The organism is Parachryseolinea silvisoli, assembly GCF_021190955.1.
Taxonomy (GTDB): domain Bacteria; phylum Bacteroidota; class Bacteroidia; order Cytophagales; family Cyclobacteriaceae; genus Ohtaekwangia; species Ohtaekwangia silvisoli.
In genome coordinates, this window is sequence record NZ_JAIOAO010000003.1 from 1,403,644 (window position 1) to 1,421,813 (window position 18,170).

Below are 18,170 nucleotides of genomic sequence, written 5' to 3' on the forward strand. Positions count from 1 at the left end.
ATTGCGGTTATCGGTTATTGTTTAATGAATTTCCGGATCTCGCGTTTTCCAACACCATACTGGATCTGTACAAAGTATACTCCTGTTGTGAGGCCCAGCTTATTGGTGCTGATGCTGTAGTCGCGGAATTTGTCGGCACCACCTTGTTCGTGGAATTGCGCTACACCGCGCGGATCGAGGATCGAAAGTCCTACAGGTCCTTCAATCTCCGCCGACAGGCGAATGTTCAATACATCTTCTACTGGTACCGGATATACAGACCATTTACCTGCAGCGCTTGTCTCTTCAACAATCGCCAGGGTTTCCGGTGATGCACCGCGTGCACTAGCCGCCGCCGGCGCTGCACCGTTGACGACGGTGAAATTCACTGTTAAAGGCTCGCCGTCTACGCCCAGGCCATTCCAGTTGGTGTAAGGCGTTGCAGTCAGGGTATAGGATCCTGGTGTTGCTGGCCACGGTACGTCAATTCCGTTGCCATTGTAGTTACCATTCAGGACGAACGCTTCTGCATTGTCTACGCGGAAGAATGCGCCGTTCAAGGTAAACACAATACTGCGTGGCAGTGGACCGCTGAAGTTCGCACGGATGTTGATCCCTTTATACTGCTGTCTGTTGATGTCGATCACGCCACCTTCGACCAGATTAGATACCTTGGGGCCGTTGTTCTTCACCACGTCGAAGCTGGTCACGTTGGTGGGGTTGTGCAGATGCAGGAACACTTCCTTCACCGGGCTGGCATAGCCACGGCCACCGCTGCGCGCGTACGCCCGCGCCTTGATGCTGTGCTCCTGGCCGTCGAGGTAGAAGATCAGCGGATAGAGGTCATACGGTGCGGTGTTGTCCAACTTGTATTGGTTGGTGACATCGTTGTCCCAGAAGCGCACACTGCCTACTGTCGCCGGGTTGGTGTTGGCACGCAGGGCGTAGAGCTTGAACTCCGGTCGCGATGCGTCCAGCCACAGGCTATCGGTAAAGGTCGTTACAACCTGACCGGTACGGGTGTTGATTACACTAAAGCTTTGCACACCATACGCTACCACCGACAGGTGGAAGATGGCGGAGTCGCTTGCGCCACGGGCATCGGTAGCCAGTACCCACAGGCTATACTCACCCTCCTGCCCTACGGCCGGGCTGATGGTATAGGTAGCGGTGCCGTTACCTGAGCTCTTCAACGTTACGAAGGAAGGAGCATCGAGCAGCTGCACTGTTACCACAGAGTCGTCAGCATCGGTTGCTGTGAAGGTCACGTCTTTTGATGTCAGCGTGGCTACCACGGCGGTGTCGATCGGCGCCAGTACGGGCGGTACATTTTGGATTACCGTCAGCTCAACCGGTATAAAGATCAGTGAGTTGTCAGGGTCGTTGCTGGCCAGTCGCAGGCTATCGCGGTATATACCGGCAGTCAGGTCTTCCGCATTAAACGTTACCGTTACGGTAGCGCTGCTACCGGGAGGTACTGAGCCCGAAGTCGGTGACGTTGTGAGCCAGGGCGTTTCAGCCGGGCCGTCGAAGATCGCGATGTCGTCGACATCCCACGATGTACCGGTTGTCTCGGCGAGCGAGAGCAATACTACCTGCTCGATGTCGCCGGCAAAGCCCAGTCCGGAGAATATCGCGGTACCGTCAATGTAGATAGTGAAGTTGTCGGTCGCACGTTCTACGTCGATGCGCAGCTCAAAGTATCCTGCCGGAAGCGTTGTGGCGATCGGCTGGAAGGATCCGTTGCCTGCACCGTCGTTTATGAGGGCGTAGACGCTACCATCGGACAATACGCGGAAGCGTGTGTTCACAAATTCAGCGGTCGGCGATTGCGGGATCACTTCCCATGTTGTGCCGGCGCTATTGTCAAAGTTCAACTGAACGGACGTCGATGAGATCGGATCGGAACCTATCGCCACTTCCGGCGTAAAGGCCAATACCTGACCATTGCCGTCTGCCTCAGCATGGATGTGGTTGGTGCCTTCATAGGCATTGCCCGTACCTACATTCCATACGTCGCGTTGTGAGAACCAGCCCTGTTGACCATTTACGGTACCGATGTTGAAGTCTTCAAAGCCGGTGCTGTATTGAATGATCGATGCTTTTGTTGCGGGGCCACCTTGTGATAGTGCGCGCAGGTCGGCGGCTGACGCTGTCAGGGACTGCAGTGCTTCTTTGCCTGTCGTGATTGCTTTCACGGCAGCGGGTGCACGGGCCGGCAGCGGTGTATTACCGAAGGCGTAACGCAAGGTGCTGGCGCCACTGTTGCTGATCGTGAGTGTTTGCGTGGCTTGTTCCCCGACATACAGTTCTTCGACGAGCGAATCGGGTGTTACCGAAATCTCGGCCGGTTCACGTACGGTCAACGAGGCGACAATGCCTGTCAGCGGGTCGGATGGTGCGTTGCTTGTTACCAGGATACCGGCAACATAGAAGCCAGGTCCGACGGCCGTGCCATCGAAGTGTGCGGCTACGTCAACAGCCTCGCCTACCGGAATGGTTCCAGCGGCAGGGGCTACGGTGAGCCAAGGACGAGAGTCGCGTAAGATGACGACGTCGTCTATTTGTGCATACCAGTCGAAGTCGTCGGTGTTGGGGTCATAGTAGTGCCAACGCAGACGGAAGGTAGACGCATTTTGCAGGTAGTCTTGCAGCAACACCGTTACAAATTCACCGGGCAGGTCGAGCAGTGTGCCGTGATCTTCGTTCCAGTGCAGAACGTTTGTCCATGCTCCACCGTCGACTTGTATATCGAGGTCGAGGAAATCGAGGTTCAGGAAGTTCTGATAGTTGACATTGTATTGTACGGCAATGTCTTTATAGCCAGGGACAGTAATGGTCGGCGTGAGTAGTTCCGTATCGAACTCAGCAAAGCCGGCAGCATCACTGCTGACTGTGGCGGCCTCGCCAGTGCCCGCATAGTTGCCTTCACCATAGTCGGCGGCAAACTTCCAGACTACATCCGTACCGGCGTTGTCCACTACCGTCCAGCCAGACGGTGGGAAGCTGGCACCCTCGAAGTGTTCTTCCAGGAGCGCTGTACCCGCCAGCAACGTGATATCATTACGTTGTTGTTTTACTTCGACGCGAGAGGCTTGTTTATCGCGCGCGGTTTTGTCGACGATACGTTTGTCGGTATCGCGATCTTTAAACCGGGTTGCTTTTGTTGCGACTGGCGCCTTATCGTCTTCTACCACAGCACCGATCACTTGCAGTCCGTATTCGAGCGGATTACCGCCCGTGTTGGCAATGTGTATGTACTGCGTTGTGTCTCCACGATAGTCTACTACTGCTTGCAGCACAGTCGGATCTACCTCGATGGCCGGATCGCCGACTATGGTCAGTGTAGCGGGCACCACCAGGCGTGATTCACCGGCAGCAATAGTAATGCTGGCCGTATGTTCGCCATACGGCAGGTTGTCAGACGCGAAGGTTACGTTGATGGTTGCTGTGCCACCGGCGGGAATGACACCCGATACCGGCGATACTGTGATAAAGGTGGGAGCGTCTACTTTCTCACCATCGAAGATCTGTAGATCGTCTACGTCCAATACCGGGCCGGCAGTTTCCATGAAGGACAGGATCGCTACTTCTTCGGCGTTGCCGGTGAAGCCCTGGCCAGTAAAGATCTTCTCGTCGTTGATGTACAGATCGAAGTATGCAGAGTCGCGGTCTACCTGGATGGTCACATCGAAGTAGCCTGTCGGGTACGACGGTGCGGCTTGCACGTAGCCACTGGTTGTCAGGGCATAGATCGCCCCATCGGCGCTAAACTCTACGCGGGTGTTTACCAGGGCCGCGGTCGGCGACTGCGGAATGATCTGCCAGGAGGTACCCACGCCGTCGATGCTTATTCTCGCGGCTACGGTCGATTTCTCTTCGATTCCGATGCCTGCGTTCGGGCTGATGGACAGTGACTGTCCTAAGCCATCGGCCAGACCACGGAGGTGTTTCGCACCGCTGAAGGGATTTGCTTCTTCGACGGTCCAGTTTCCAAACTGGGCGCGCCAGCCTTGCTGGTTGTGTATATCTCCTACTGTGAAGCTTTCAAAGTCGGTAGCATATACTTGTTCGGAAGCCAGTCCCACCGCAGCCGAACGCGCTGCTACGGCACCAGCCACTGTCAACGCCTGCGTTCCTGTACGATCGGGCTTTTGTTTTGAGACCGATGCTTGCTTGAGCTTGTCGGCTTTGCCCTGGCCTTCTGCCCTGGCGACTGCCGCTGCCGGCTGTTCGGATTTTTGTACAACTACTTCTGTCGAAGCACTGAGGCCGGAGACACTTACCCGGAAGGTATGGTTGTCGGGGCCGTTGTTCTTCAGCGTGAGCGTGCGTGTAACGGTCTGCTCACGTTCCAATTCTTCTTCCAGTGAGGTCGGGTCCACGGTAAACTCGGGACCAGTCGATGTCAATGTCACCGGAACGGCCACAAGTTCCCGGCCGGGTACATTTGTATGAATGTTGATCGAAGCGGTATATACACCGGCTTCCAGATCGGTAGCATCAAATTCAACTTGCAGGTTGAGTTGCGCACCCGGGGCTACAGTACCTTGCTTGGGTGTTATGTCTACGAACGTAGGACCCGCCAGGTACGTGATAGCGTTCTGATAGAGTGTCGGGAGGTCACCAGACCAGCTGATACCACTGCCGTCGCCATAGGTCGGGAGCATGTTCAGCGCTACGACGTTGTCGTTCGCTGCTACGAGCAGATCGCCATTGTCCCAGTAGGCAACGGCGGTTGCGCCCGGCGTCAGGCCAACGTTTTGTACATAGCCGGTATAGTCCAGCGTGCTGACTCCTGCCAGCAGCGGATGGCCCGGCGCAGCGATGTCGCCTAACGATACATCCAGGACTGCGTCGGTTGTTGACGGTGTGAACGGTCCGTAGTTTTCGGTAATGAACCGACCTGTCATTTGCCATGCGTCATAGGAATAGGCGAATTGGTTTACGATCACGTGACCACCACCGTCGACATAGTCGGCCAACAGGTCACCAATGACGGAAGGTTCTACCCCACCGGCGGCGAGCCACTGTGTGTTGTTGGTTGTGAACACTACATCGTAGCCTTGCAGGTCGGCCAGTGTAATTGATGCCAGGTCTGCAGCAGGATATACATCTGCTTCTACACCCGGGAAATTGTCAAACAACGTTTCGATGTCTGTAACATCCAGATCGGGTGTAACGATCAACACGCTCTTTGATACGGCGAGTGGCTGTATGGCGCGTGATCGCAGGGTTACCTGTTGTGAATATTTACCGGGTGTCGTGGCACGCTGCTTTTGAGCGGCAGACGACCGGCTTGCTGATTTTGCAGGCAGCATAATGGTCTTCACAGTCCGTGCCGTGTCCGGTGCTGACCCAGTGACTTCGATCGCGAAGATCAGATCGCTGGCGCCGGTGTTGGTCACGGTCAGTGTTTGTGTCGACGTTTTATCTGTATTAAGTGTTTCGCTCAGGGATGTAGGCGCTACGGCAATGCCGGGGGCCTCTACGCCTTCACCGAATAACCACACGGTAAATGTTGCATGTGCCGGGTCATTTGTGACGATCGTCAATTCGCCCGCTGCAGGGCCCAAGCCACTGGGCTCATAGGTGATGGTGACGGTATACGAACGGAACGGCGGCACGATGACGGAGTCGCCGGCCGATACGGTGAAGTCAGGATTGCTCGACGTGATCGATGTGATGATCAACGGCTCAGAACCAGCATTGGTAATCTCTACTGTACGCTGGGCGGAGCCAGTTTCGAACACCTGGCCAAAGTCCACACTGTCAGGCTCCACGGCCGCGATGGGCGCACCGTTGTTTGTGACATTCAGTGTAAGCGATACCGTGACGGTATCTTCATCGGGGTCGTTGCTCAATACCAGCAGCGACTCCTGGTAGGTGCCGGTCAGCAGGTTTGCTGCGTTAAATCCTACGGTAACAAATGTGCTATCACCCGGTGCGACGGAGCCTGCCAGCGGCGACGCTGATGCAAATCCCGGGGCGTCGGGCAGTGCTATCGTAAATTCCAGCGGGCCAGATCCCTGGTTGAAGACGACAAGGGTTCGTTCCGCGGTGCCGGCGGTTTGCAGATCAACCGTGATTGCTGTCGAGGCAACAAATATATCCGGCGGCAGATTGGTCGTGCCCTCCACCACATTGGAGAGCGGTGAGGTGTTACCAAAGAAGTCTTCTGATTTGATGGCAAAGTAATAGTGTGTGCCCGGCTGCAGGCCTGTTACGGTAAAGACTTCAGTACTATCGGTCAGTGCCGGCGTCGGCGGATTGGAGACGGCCGTGGCGGCATCGAAGTTTGCTTCTGTGATAGGTGCTGTGGAGTAACGGATATCATACAGTGTAGCGGAATGATTTCCGGAGTCGGCCGGGGCCGTCCATGTTAATGTTATGCTGGTGATGGCCGTGGACTGTACTGCCAGGTCGTCGATAGCTTCGGGTGCCACGTCATCACTGAACTGCAACGCCAACAGCGCGTTGAGGCGGCCGGAGCCGAGCAAGCCGGCGAAGTTGGGATTGAGTTGATCGATGGGGTCGACAAATTGTGTGAGCCGATCGCGTACGATCTGCGGCGTAAAGCCGGGCCCGCCAAATTTTGATACCAGCAACGCTGCCACACCCGCTACGTGCGGACAGGCCATGGATGTACCCTGGAAGAAGGCATAGCCACCTCCTGATATGGTACTCAATACACCTTTGGGGTCGTTGTCGACAAACGTCTCACCACCCGGGGCGGCAATGTCTACCCATGCGCCGAAATTGGTATACCAGGATTTTTTATCCTGATTATTCAAGCCGGAGACGGCCAGTGTCGGTGCATAGAAGCCGGGATACCAGTTTTGGTTTTGGTTGTCGTTACCGGCAGCAAAGATTACGATACCGCCGTTCATCGGGCCTACCTGGTTGCCGTTTTCGTCTTTGCCGGCTTCTGCTATAAAATAGTCGATGCCGTCGAGCACTACTTGGTCAAACGCATTGGGCTGAGTATACCCCCAGCTATTTTGAGAGATCACTGCGCCGTTGTCGGCACCGTATACGTAGGTATCTTCGAAACCACCGGTGCCGTTGGCACCAAACGCCGCCAGGCTCATGATGCGTACACCATCGCCTGTACCACTACCACCGGCAACACCTGCCACACCAACGCCGTTATTTGTTACCGCTGCAATCGTACCGCTGGTATGGGTACCGTGATCGCTTGGGGCTATTGTTCCTGTATTATCTCCAAAGCCATAGCCATTGATGTCGTCTACGTAACCGTTATTGTCATCATCGAGACCGTTGCCTGGGACTTCGTCTGCGTTTACCCACATGTTTGCCGCCAGGTCGGGGTGGTTTACTTGTGCACCGCCGTCTGTCACGGCTACGATTACATTGCTCGAGCCGGTTTCAATGCCCCAGGCTTCGAACAAGCTGATATCAGCGCCTGGCGTTCCTCCTGCCTGGCCTGTATTATTGTAATGCCATTGGCTGGCCAGTAATGGGTCGTTAGAAGGCCCCGGAAGTGTAGCACGCGCCAATGTATTGGGGTCTACCCGCACCGGACCGAAGTTCGGTTTGTCAGAACCGATGATCTGCTTCTTGTGTACTGCTTCCGCGTACTCAATCTTCTCGATGCCCCGATACGCCGCTATTGCGGTTTGTACGGGCACTGTTTTGTCAAGTTGTACTTCGTACCAGCGGTGCAGGCCATAGCGACGGTGCTTGGCTTCGAATTTACCGGCAGCACGGAATACACGCTTGATGCCGGTTGCCCGGAATTGCAGGGCCGCGCGGTCAAGCGACTGAATACCTGTAATTACTACATTTGCGGAGCTCTTTCGAATCTGCGCTCGTTCCAGCGCTTGTGCCAGGTCTTCCGTGACTTTAATACGGAGTACACCTGTTTCAACAGCGGCCCCTTGCTGGGCCAGGACGGAAAGGTTGGAAAAGAATACCAACCCTAACACGATCATGTATAGCCATACAGATCGATAATGAAAAGCGTACATGTGCTTCATCGAGATAGGTTATTTAGAGTTATACAATAAAGTCTACTCCAGACCGGTCCCTTCGGACTCTCTGATCTCGCCGCACATTCCCTGACACATCTTAATAAAGACCGGTGTGTTGTGATTCAAGAAGATCTAATTACAGCTGGTGGTTACCTTAACGATCAAATCACGTTCGTGAAGTAATAAAAAATAAACTATATATCCCGCACAACGCGGCACTTATTTTTCGATTCTACACGTATGCGTTTGAAAACTATACAAGTGGTTCTACAGAAACCTTACTTTTCAGGTATCCGATCGGGTACAGTATACATTTATAGAGAATTCACATTACACACAACCTACACACCCGGCTACTAAGCCGAATGTGTACGTTTGGTGAATACCTGAAAAATAAGGGCAAGAATGATCACGACGCCGCAGCCGATCACATTGTATAATAGAAAGGCAATGTCTTCGCGGAAGCTATAATAACAGAACAATACCACGGCCTCGGCAATGATCGCCGCCCAAAAGACTGCATTGGACTGCACGCGTTTTAAATAGAATGCTGTGAGGAAGATTCCCAGGATGGTACCGTAGAATAATGACCCGACGATGTTCACAAACTGGATCAGGTTTTCCGCAAAGGTTGCCAGCATGGCAAAAACCATGGCCAGGAGTGCCCACAATACGGTAAAGCCCTGCGATGCGCGCAGGTAGTGTTTCTCGCTGGCTTCGGCCTTAAATGATCGTTTATAAATATCGACCGTCGTTGTTGATGCCAGCGCGTTTAGCTCGCCGGCCATGGAAGACATGGCTGCTGAAAAGATGACCGCAAGCAAAAGGCCGATGATGCCGTTGGGCAGATGTTGCAACACAAAGTTTAGAAAGATGTAGTCGCGGTCTTGCACCTTGGCGCCGGGCACCGCGGTTGCTATAGTAGCGCGCACCGAATCGCGCAGTACGCGCTCGCGCGCTTCAAGTCCTTTGACTTCTTCTTTGAGCACATTCACCTGCGTGGCATCGTCGTGTTGGATCGCATCTACCAGGCGGTCGACTGATTGACGTTTTTCCAAAAAGAGCGCATCGTATTGTTGCTCGTAGGCGCGTAGCTGCTGACCTTGGGGTGTCTGTTGTGCCCGCTCTTTTAATACCACGTTGTGAAATACGGGCGGCTGGTTAAAGAGATAAAATACGAATACCAATACACCGATAAAGAGAATCATGAACTGCATGGGGATTTTTAGCAGGCCGTTAAAGATCAACCCCAGGCGGCTTTCGGTGATGGAGGTTCCGGTCAGGTACCGCGATACTTGTGACTGGTCTGTACCGAAGTACGAAAGGAACAAAAAGGTGCCGGCAATGAGACCAGACCAGATGTTGTAGCGATCGTTTAAGTTGAACTCTGTATTGATGATATTCATTCGTCCCAACGAGCCAGCCAGTTTTACGGTGTCGGTAAAAGAGACGTTTTTTGGCAGCATGGTATATGCGAGGATGCCCGCGAGAATCATGCCGCCCATAATTACCGCCATCTGTTGACGCTGGGTCAGGCTGACGGCTTTTGTGCCGCCGACGGTTACGTAAATGATCACAAATCCGCCGATCAGGATTGTTGTGACCGGTGTGGACCATCCGAGAATGGTCGACAGGACCAATGCCGGGGCGAATAACGTGATGCCTGCGGAGAGTCCGCGTAAGATCAAAAACAGGATGGCTGCAAGCAGGCGTGTCTTTAGATCAAACCGGCTTTCGAGATACTCGTAGGCTGTGAATACTTTTAGCTTGTAGTAGATCGGCACCATGGTGACGGAAATGATCACCATGGCAATGGGCAATCCAAAGTAGAACTGGAGAAAGCGCATGCCATCTTCGATGGCCTGCCCCGGGGTGGACAGGAACGTAACGGCGCTGGCTTGCGTGGCCATGATGGACACACCCATCATCCACCAGCGCATGCTGTTGTCACCCTTCAGGTATCCCTCGATGTTTTTATTACCCCGGGTCTTCCAGGTGCCATAGAGCACAATGAATACCAGCGTGCCGAACAGGATGCACCAGTCAAGTGTATTCATAGGAATAGCCGGGTTAACCAGGAATATAGCAGAATCTGTACGGCCAGTACACCCAGTACAAGCCAGTACCAGGTTCGCCAGTGTTTAAATACCGGCGGTCTATCGGGCGTGGTGGAGCTCATGATAGTACCAGGTTATTTTTGCTTTTTCCGTTTAGAGCCTTTGCGGGCCACGGGGGCCGCAGGCCTCTTTCCCATTGAGACCAGGTTGGCAAACAAGCGGTATGCACCGGGCACTCCCTCGGGCAGCTCGCGAAAGAACGACAGGCCGGTATAGACAAAATAACCGCTACCATACTGCGCCACGAGCAGGCTGCCGTTTTTCGCGGGTGACTCGCCGGTATCGTTCATGGACAGAATTGCTTCATAACGCGGATCCCACGGGTTGGGGAAGTACAGGCCCCGCTCCTGCACCCATCCGGCAAAGTCCGCCTGGGTGATCTTGTTGGGTGTCTGCATCACGCGATGGTCAGGTTTGAGGATGGTGACCGCGGCATCTTCTTCGGTTACGCGGTCGCGCGAGATCGTCAGTGGATAGGGTGCCAGTAAGCTGGCGTCTACATCACCCGGCGTATTGTATTGCGTGATCAAGGCTCCTCCCTGCTCTACGTACTGTAAGAGTATGGGCATGTAGAACTTGATGCGTTCTTGTGTGTTCCACGCTCGAATGCCCAGGACTACGGCATCCAGGCGACGCAGGTTGTCGGGCGTGATCTCTTCGTGTTTTAGCTCAAGCACATCGTAGCCCATAACGCGCAAGGCTGTCGGTATGTCGTCGCCCGCGCCTTTGATATAACCTACGACCGATCCACTTTTCTTTAACGCTACGCGCACCAGGCGGGCCTCTGCGCGTGGCAGTAGTGTTTGTGTTGGGATATGATCGTACTGGATTGTTTGCATGCTGCGATCAAACGTACCTGCTTTGTCAACTACGGCAAAGGCTTTCAGCGTTTGTGTTTCTTCGACGGATGACGGCGATACGCGGAATGATACTACCTGCTCTTCACCACGGAAGGTGAGCTTAAAAGGAATGCTATTGGGCGTGATCTTCCAACCGGTGGGTGCCTCCAGGCGTAGGCCACCTTGTACCGCGCCGTTACCCGTTGCTACCAGCGTGACATTTACAGTACGCGATGTTGTGTCGGGAAAGATCAGCACGGAGCTACTCAACGTTACAACTACCGGTGGTACGACCTGGAATGGACGTGATAGCTCACCCCGCGAGGGGTCGGTCCACTTGTAGATCAGCGGACGTGTGATCGTGATCACCTGTCCACCAACATTGTATAAGACGGACACGCTGATAGCCGGCGGATTTTCGGCTTGCCCGATCAGACGCGGATCCTGCACGGTAAACCTGCCGATGCCGTGCGGCTCGGACAACCAGTATGGCGACGAGAACTCGCGCGTTTTTATGGTCTTTGTTGTTTTGATGTTCACCAGTATATTGTTCTTTAGCGGGACCGAACACGTGGAGTCAAAGCCGAGGCCACGCGCCACGATGCGTACGATCGATACTGTCGTCGAGGAACGATTTACTAATTCCAACGTCGTGCGCACGGATTGGCCGGCAGCTGATTGATAGGTATTGGCGGTCGCTTCGACATAGAGACCGAGGCAGTCCTGCACAAGCTGTTCCACTTCGTCTAACTTACGGTCTCGCCATACGCTGGGCGACAGCTTGAGCATTTCCTGACGGATCTGCAACAGGGCTGGGACACTCTCGGCCGGTGCTTCGTGACGGAAGCTTGCAATGGCTTTATCGACCAACGGTTGAATGCGTTCTCCTCCTTGCAGGCGAGTCCAGGTAGTATTAATTCCTTCGAACAAATCTTTCTCGGCGCGTTGGCCCCGCACGTATTCCAGGAACTCGGGTTGGTCGCCGCGGGTACCGGCGGAGCCGAAGCCCTGGCTGCGGTGTTGGCTGCGGCTGATGGCCGCGATCTCGGTATACGACATGCCCAGGAGCGGACTATACCCCCCTACCGGGAGCGTGACCACGCCGGGTGTATTTTCGTTTATGGATGTATTCCACCAACGGCCGGTATTGGTATATAACCGTTTTACTTGCCAGGGGCCGAGCTCACGTGCCTGGTCTGGGTATTGATCCGCACGGGCAGCTGCTTCAAAACCTTTCTCGGCAAGCATGGCCGAAGCAGTATGGTGGCCGTGGCCGGCACGTTCGTCGGGTGGGAAACGAGTGATGATGACGTCGGGCTGATATTGCCGGATGATCGTTACTACGTCCGAAAGAATCTCTTCCTCGCCCCAGATTTTAAAGGTCTCTTTGGGCGACTTGGAAAAACCGAAGTCGTTGGCACGTGTAAAGAATTGCTGCCCACCGTCTATGCGACGTGCGGCTAATAATTCCTGCGTACGCAATACACCCAACTGGTCGCGTATTTCGGAACCGATCAGGTTTTGCCCGCCATCACCGCGTGTCAGTGAAAGATACGCCGTGGTGGCCAGGCGGTCGTTGGCGAAGTAGGTAATTACGCGGGTGTTTTCGTCGTCGGGGTGTGCTGCCATGTACAACACGGATGTGAGCACGCCCAGTTTTTTAAGACGCTGGTGTATGCGGGATGCATCGGGCTGTTGTTGGGAGAATACGTAGACCGGTACGAGGAAAAAGATAACTATGAGTCGCTTCATTCGGTGGAATATGATTGGACCAAAAGCTCAAAAATACGAAAGCAAGATGCTACGATCCACGCGGAAGCGTTGTTAATGAAATGTTATTTATAGAAGCGGTTATATTTTACCCCGGGGCTCGCCGTTAATCCGAAAAATGCCATTCTCTTCGAAGAAGATAACAACCCGACTGGTGACTTCGCGATCCTGGGTCATGAAGTAGATTGAATAAGCATAGCCCTCAGGGTGGCCTTTTAGATCATCGGTAAATCCCAATGTCAGTGGTAGTGCCATCCCTTCTGTTACTTTGCGCGACAAGACGGTCTCGCCCATGCCATCTTCTATGCGTACGCGTACTTCGCCGGGATAGAGCCGGAGTACTTTAAAGTCTATTGTTAAGAAAGGCAATAACGGCGGTGTCTGGTGGATATCAGGTCGAAGGCTGCTGTAGCCCTGGGCGACCGGCGCCGCGTGACGCGGTTTGAGCTCGAACTTTAACCTGGCTTCAAAATCATCGCCGGCCCTGTAGGGTGCGTCCTCAGGTGTTAAAAATACGAGCAGGGCAATGCATAGCCACTTCATTTCCGCAATCGTTTCCGGTTACAGTCTATAACGTGGGATGCGAACAAAAAGGTTCGGATTAATTTCTGGATTTACATCCGATGTAAGGTAAGGACATCAAATGCCTTACACGGCTACTGGGGCCTTGATGGCAGGGTGCGCCTGGTAGTCGACGATCTCGAAATCTTCGAAGACGTAGTCGAAAATCGATGCCGGTTTGCGGGCGATCTTTAGTTTGGGCAGCGGCAGTGGCGTGCGTGTGAGCTGCAACTGAGCCTGTTCCAGGTGGTTGGTGTATAAGTGTACGTCACCGCCAGTCCAAACAAAGTCGCCCGGCAGCAGGTCGCACTGCTGGGCAATCATTTCGGTGAGCAACGCATAAGAGGCGATGTTAAAGGGTACGCCCAGGAAGAAGTCAGCACTGCGCTGGTACAGTTGGCAGGAGAGCTTGCCGTCGGCTACGTAGAACTGAAAAAGGGCGTGGCAGGGCGGCAAGGCCATTTGGTCGACCTCGGCAGGGTTCCAGGCACTTACGATGTGCCGGCGTGAATCGGGTTTTTGCTTAAGCTGCTGCATGAGCAGTGAAATCTGGTCGATTCGACGGCCGTCGGGCGCCGGCCAGCTGCGCCATTGTTGACCATAGACAGGACCAAGCTCGCCGTTTTCATCGGCCCACTCATCCCAGATGGTTACTTTGTTGTCGTTCAGGTACTTGATGTTGGTCTCGCCCTTCAAAAACCACAACAGTTCGTGGATGATGGAGCGGAGGTGGAGCTTTTTGGTCGTTACCAATGGAAATCCCTCTGAAAGGTCAAACCGCAGTTGTCGGCCAAATACTGATAATGTGCCTGTGCCCGTTCTATCTGTCTTCTTCGCGCCATTTTCCAAAATATCGCGCATCAGGTCGAGGTATTGCTTCATGGGAATTGTCTTGTCAAGATGGCGCAATATACGACCGCGTGCATGCGGGAGAAAGTCCAGACGGGCAAATTTCGGGAATGGGTGTTAGTATGTATGGTCGCGTTAATTGGGCTTTTATGACTAGTAAACTTTCACGCCCTTGGTTACGCGATTGGCGGTGATGCTTACGTGTTGGCAGTCTTCGTAGCCGTAGTCGACGGATATGTCTTTGGTGTTGTTGATTATGTAATCTTTTACGCCGTCTACTGCGATCAGGCAGGTGCGTTGGTATACCAGGTCTTCATCGACTGATACGGAATAGGCTATGCCCGTGCGGGTGGTGCCGCTGGCGGTGCTACCGGCGGAGACGATACGTTCGTCATTCAGGGGGTTTTCGTTGCGTTTCCAGGTCCAGGTGATGTCGGACGTGCGGGTCATGGTGGTGCCGTCTGGGAATGTGGCACGGCCGTTGGTCAGGGTGACGTGGAAGGACGGCGCGGCTTCTGTACTGGTCGAAACATTTACAGACGTGCGGACGCCTTCGATCTTCACGGCGCTGACAGAATAATTCTCTGGGGTGATGATGATGCGGGAGTTGGGCATGAACCGGCGACCGGAATAGGCTATGTGCAATTTCCCCTGCCGGAGGACGTTGCGCGGGTCGGCACAGCCGGTTGTGCCAAAATCGATGGTGATAACGCCTTGCGGGTTTTGTAAGGTCGAGCCCGTGGCGGGTTGTACCGTGACAACGACATTGTTGCAGTCAAACCGATCGTCGTCGACGGTGATGGTTGCAGCCGTGCGGCCGCCGGCATACTGGTTGTCGGTAGGCTCCTGCAGGGCTACGTTGCTGAGGTCGTCCAAATCCTGGTAGAAAGATTCGGTTAGGGCCTCTTCTGGTACGGCTTCGAGATCGGCCCGACCTACTATTTCGTCTTTACAAGCTTCGAGAAAGCTGGCACCGGTCAGAAGGCTACAGACCAGAAAAAATTGATGAATCTTGAAGGGTCTTTTGGTCATATCGCGTAGTTGCTTAGTTTTAAACGCTTGAAAGGTAAAAAGTAACCTGGGAACAGGTATACGAAAAGCGTACCCATGATAAAACGTAGTGTAAGATATAGTGTTTTTTTGTATTTCCTGCTGGCGATGCCGTTGAATGCCAGCAGTCAGCTTTTGGTAAAGATAGCCAAGCTGAAATATCCTGGTGGCGGTGACTGGTATGCCAATAAAACGGCCTTGCCCAACCTCATTAAATTCTGTAATCAGGAATTAGGCACGAGTCTGGCGCCGGAGGAAGATGTGGTAGAAGCGGGCAGTCGTGATATTTTTTTGTATCCATACGTCTACATGACGGGGCACGGCAATGTGGTTTTTTCGGACGCCGACGCTGCCAACCTACGTAAATATCTTACGGGCGGTGGGTTTCTGCACATCGATGACAATTATGGGCTCGATAAGTTTATACGGCTCGAACTAAAAAAAGTGTTTCCCGAACTGGAATTGATAGAGCTTCCCTTTGATCATGCCATCTATCATCAGAAGTTTGATTTTCCCCGGGGGTTGCCGAAGATCCATGAGCACGACGCAAAGCCAGCACAAGGCTTTGGCTTAATCTACGAAGGCCGGTTGGTCGTGTTTTATTCGTACGAGTGTGATTTGGGCAACGGTTGGGAAGACCGTCGAATTCATAACGATCCTGAAGAAAAGCGGCAACAGGCTCTGCGTATGGGCGCCAACCTGATCGCCTATAGTTTTACCAGCGCGCGCTAGTGTCCTTGCGTTTTATCACCCGATTCCTACCCGCCGCTGTGATCGTCATAGGGTGTGGTTTGCTACCCCTGAGTTGCGAAACGACCGACCACCGGGACGAGCGACTGGCACGCCAGTACTGCGGGAGTTGCCACGCTTATCCTGAACCCGGGCTATTACCAAAAGCGTTTTGGGCGGCGCGTATCATGCCTGCCATGGCCCTACGAATGGGCTTCGAAGGTATGGATCAGCTCGTTCAAATGGATGAAGATGAGCGGAACGCCCTGATGCGCATTTTGCCCGACAAACCTATGCTTTCAGAGGAAGAATTCGAGCATATCAAAGCATATTATCAACGGCACGCTCCCGATACACTTACACTACCTACCGCCCTGGTGACACAGCCGTTACATCAGTTTGATGCGATGCCTTATTACCTACCGACGCCACCGCTTATTACGATGATTCAGGCGGACACACTCCATCGTCAGCTTTTCGTGGGCACGCGCCTGTCCAAGGTATATACCATGACCGAAAATCTGGTTGAAAAGGACTCGCTCACATTACCAGGTCCACCTTCAGCCATGATCGTAGGTGATCATCAACGTATATTTCTTTCCATGGGCATTATGGATCCTAACGACGCTACGCGCGGGCAGGTTTGGGTTCAGCCTGACACCGGCACTGCGTTTGGTCTGATCGATTCATTGCAGCGCCCGGTACATTTTCAGCAGACAGATTTGAATGCTGACGGGCACCGGGATTACCTGGTGTGTGCTTTTGGAAACCACACGGGCTCCTTGCTCGCGTATGAAGGCCAGGCCGATGGTACTTTTAAAAAACACGTATTGGCTACTGGCGCCGGTGCGCGGAAGACTATTCTACATGACTTCGACAATAACGGATTACCCGACATCGCGGCGTTGCTTACGCAAGGAGACGAACGCGTTATACTCTTGCTTAATTATGGCCAGTTTAAGTTTCGCGTAACAACGCTGCTTCGTTTTCCGCCGGTATATGGCAGCAGTTTCTTCGAGCTGATTGATTTTAATCACGATCAACATCCCGATATTGTATACAGCAATGGTGACAATGCCGACTACTCCCCTATTCTCAAACCTTATCACGGTGTGCGCCTATTTCTGAATGACGGCACTAACCGGTTTACAGAATCTTTCTTTTTACCACTTCATGGAGCGTTTCAAACCAGTACCCAGGACTTTGATCGCGACGGCGACCTGGACATCGCTGCCATTTCTTTTTTTCCTGACTTCCGGGAGCACGCCGAGCAAGGATTTGTGTATTATGAAAATACAGATGGGATCTTTCATGCCTATACCACTCCCCTCGCTGCCGGGGGGCGATGGATTACAATGGAAACAACTGATCTAAACCATGATCATTACCCGGATCTGTTGATCGGTGCATTGGACTTTGATACGGGTGTACCCCGACCATTAATTCAACAATGGGCTTCCGGAAAAACGTCGTTGCTGGTGCTCAAGAATACCGCGGGCCTGGCTTCTACTTCCGCCAGGCCGTGAGTGCTGCATACGGTATATGAATCTCCGTGGGCCCAGCAGCGTAGGAGGCCACCTCGTAGCTATTGTAATAAAACGTAATGCCGTCTTGTGTAAACCCGTAGTTTTTGTTTAGCTGAAACTTGTTGTCGGGAAACTCGAAGGCCTGCTGTTGAAGCGAAGTCGTGTCGGCCATTTCCCGTGCCTTGCGGAAGGCCTGCTCGCCTTGTGACGTCAGCGCAGCCTCATAGCCAGGCTTAAAGAAATCATCAAGTGTAATATCGCGACCGTTGCGTGGATCGATATTGATGAAATATTTACCGCCACCCCCGTGGGCACCGCCAGTGAAGTATTCATCCTGCGTGGCGAGTGTCAATAAGGTATCGTTTAGCAGCACGACCGATACGGTGGCGCCATAATACCATCCCCCCGAAGGATCGGGGAATTCTTTTGTGAATTTCTCGAAGTCTTGAATAAAATCGTGGGCGACCTCCTCCATGGTCTTACCGCGTTGTTCGGGGTTACCCATGTCGGCGGTTAGAAGAATGCGTTTGGAGATGATGACGTTTACCATCGAGTCTAACCCCGTAAATACGGGATAGTCTACTTCATACGAGGCACACGCCGTCGAGTCGGTCGCACAGCCACCTGCCGATTCGAGCCGGAAGGATGTCATGGTGTATGCGATGGGGACTTTCTCCTCTTTCTTTTCGCGCATCGTACAGGATGCAACGACCACGATACCTACAGCGAGCACCAGCAACCTGCGGGTCATGCTCA

At 53.5% G+C, this 18,170-nt stretch carries 9 protein-coding genes; 2 read left to right on the forward strand and 7 right to left on the reverse strand.

The features are described from left to right. Positions 1–14: 14 nt before the first annotated feature. From K7P01_RS22740 to K7P01_RS22765, 6 genes are all read right to left on the reverse strand, one after another. Positions 15–7,979 (reverse strand): Ig-like domain-containing protein, encoded by a 7,965-nt coding sequence (locus K7P01_RS22740; protein ID WP_267296878.1) that lies wholly within the window; start codon positions 7,977–7,979, stop codon positions 15–17. A 350-nt stretch (positions 7,980–8,329) separates the two neighbouring features. Next, positions 8,330–10,030, reverse strand: a complete 1,701-nt coding sequence (locus tag K7P01_RS22745; protein WP_267296879.1) for a sodium:solute symporter — start codon at positions 10,028–10,030, stop codon at positions 8,330–8,332. Positions 10,031–10,164: 134 nt separating this feature from the next. Further along, the gene (locus K7P01_RS22750) at positions 10,165–12,681 is read right to left on the reverse strand and encodes a PIG-L family deacetylase (RefSeq protein WP_267296880.1); all 2,517 of its coding nucleotides are present in this window, start codon (positions 12,679–12,681) and stop codon (positions 10,165–10,167) included. Positions 12,682–12,780: 99 nt separating this feature from the next. Continuing rightward, on the reverse strand, positions 12,781–13,242 hold the full coding sequence (locus K7P01_RS22755; RefSeq protein ID WP_267296881.1) for a hypothetical protein: 462 nt from the start codon (positions 13,240–13,242) through the stop codon (positions 12,781–12,783). A gap of 105 nt (positions 13,243–13,347) precedes the next feature. Then, the gene (gene thyA, locus K7P01_RS22760; protein ID WP_267296882.1) at positions 13,348–14,142 is read right to left on the reverse strand and encodes a thymidylate synthase; all 795 of its coding nucleotides are present in this window, start codon (positions 14,140–14,142) and stop codon (positions 13,348–13,350) included. Positions 14,143–14,262: 120 nt separating this feature from the next. Next, entirely contained in the window at positions 14,263–15,141 is an 879-nt protein-coding gene (locus tag K7P01_RS22765; RefSeq protein WP_267296883.1) for a hypothetical protein, read from the reverse strand. A gap of 126 nt (positions 15,142–15,267) precedes the next feature. Here K7P01_RS22765 and K7P01_RS22770 point away from each other — a divergent pair, with 126 nt between their 5' ends. Continuing rightward, positions 15,268–15,891: a DUF4159 domain-containing protein gene (locus K7P01_RS22770; protein ID WP_267296937.1), complete on the forward strand. Its 624-nt coding sequence runs from the start codon at positions 15,268–15,270 to the stop codon at positions 15,889–15,891. 194 nt (positions 15,892–16,085) lie between these two features. Continuing rightward, a complete protein-coding gene (locus K7P01_RS22775) occupies positions 16,086–17,414 on the forward strand; it encodes an FG-GAP repeat domain-containing protein (RefSeq protein ID WP_267296884.1) in 1,329 nt (442 codons plus the stop codon). Here K7P01_RS22775 and K7P01_RS22780 read toward each other — a convergent pair. Beyond that, complete coding sequence (locus K7P01_RS22780) at positions 17,395–18,165, reverse strand: DUF3298 and DUF4163 domain-containing protein (protein WP_267296885.1); 771 nt, start codon at positions 18,163–18,165, stop codon at positions 17,395–17,397. The two genes, K7P01_RS22775 and K7P01_RS22780, sit on opposite strands and share 20 nt — an antisense overlap. Positions 18,166–18,170: the final 5 nt, after the last annotated feature.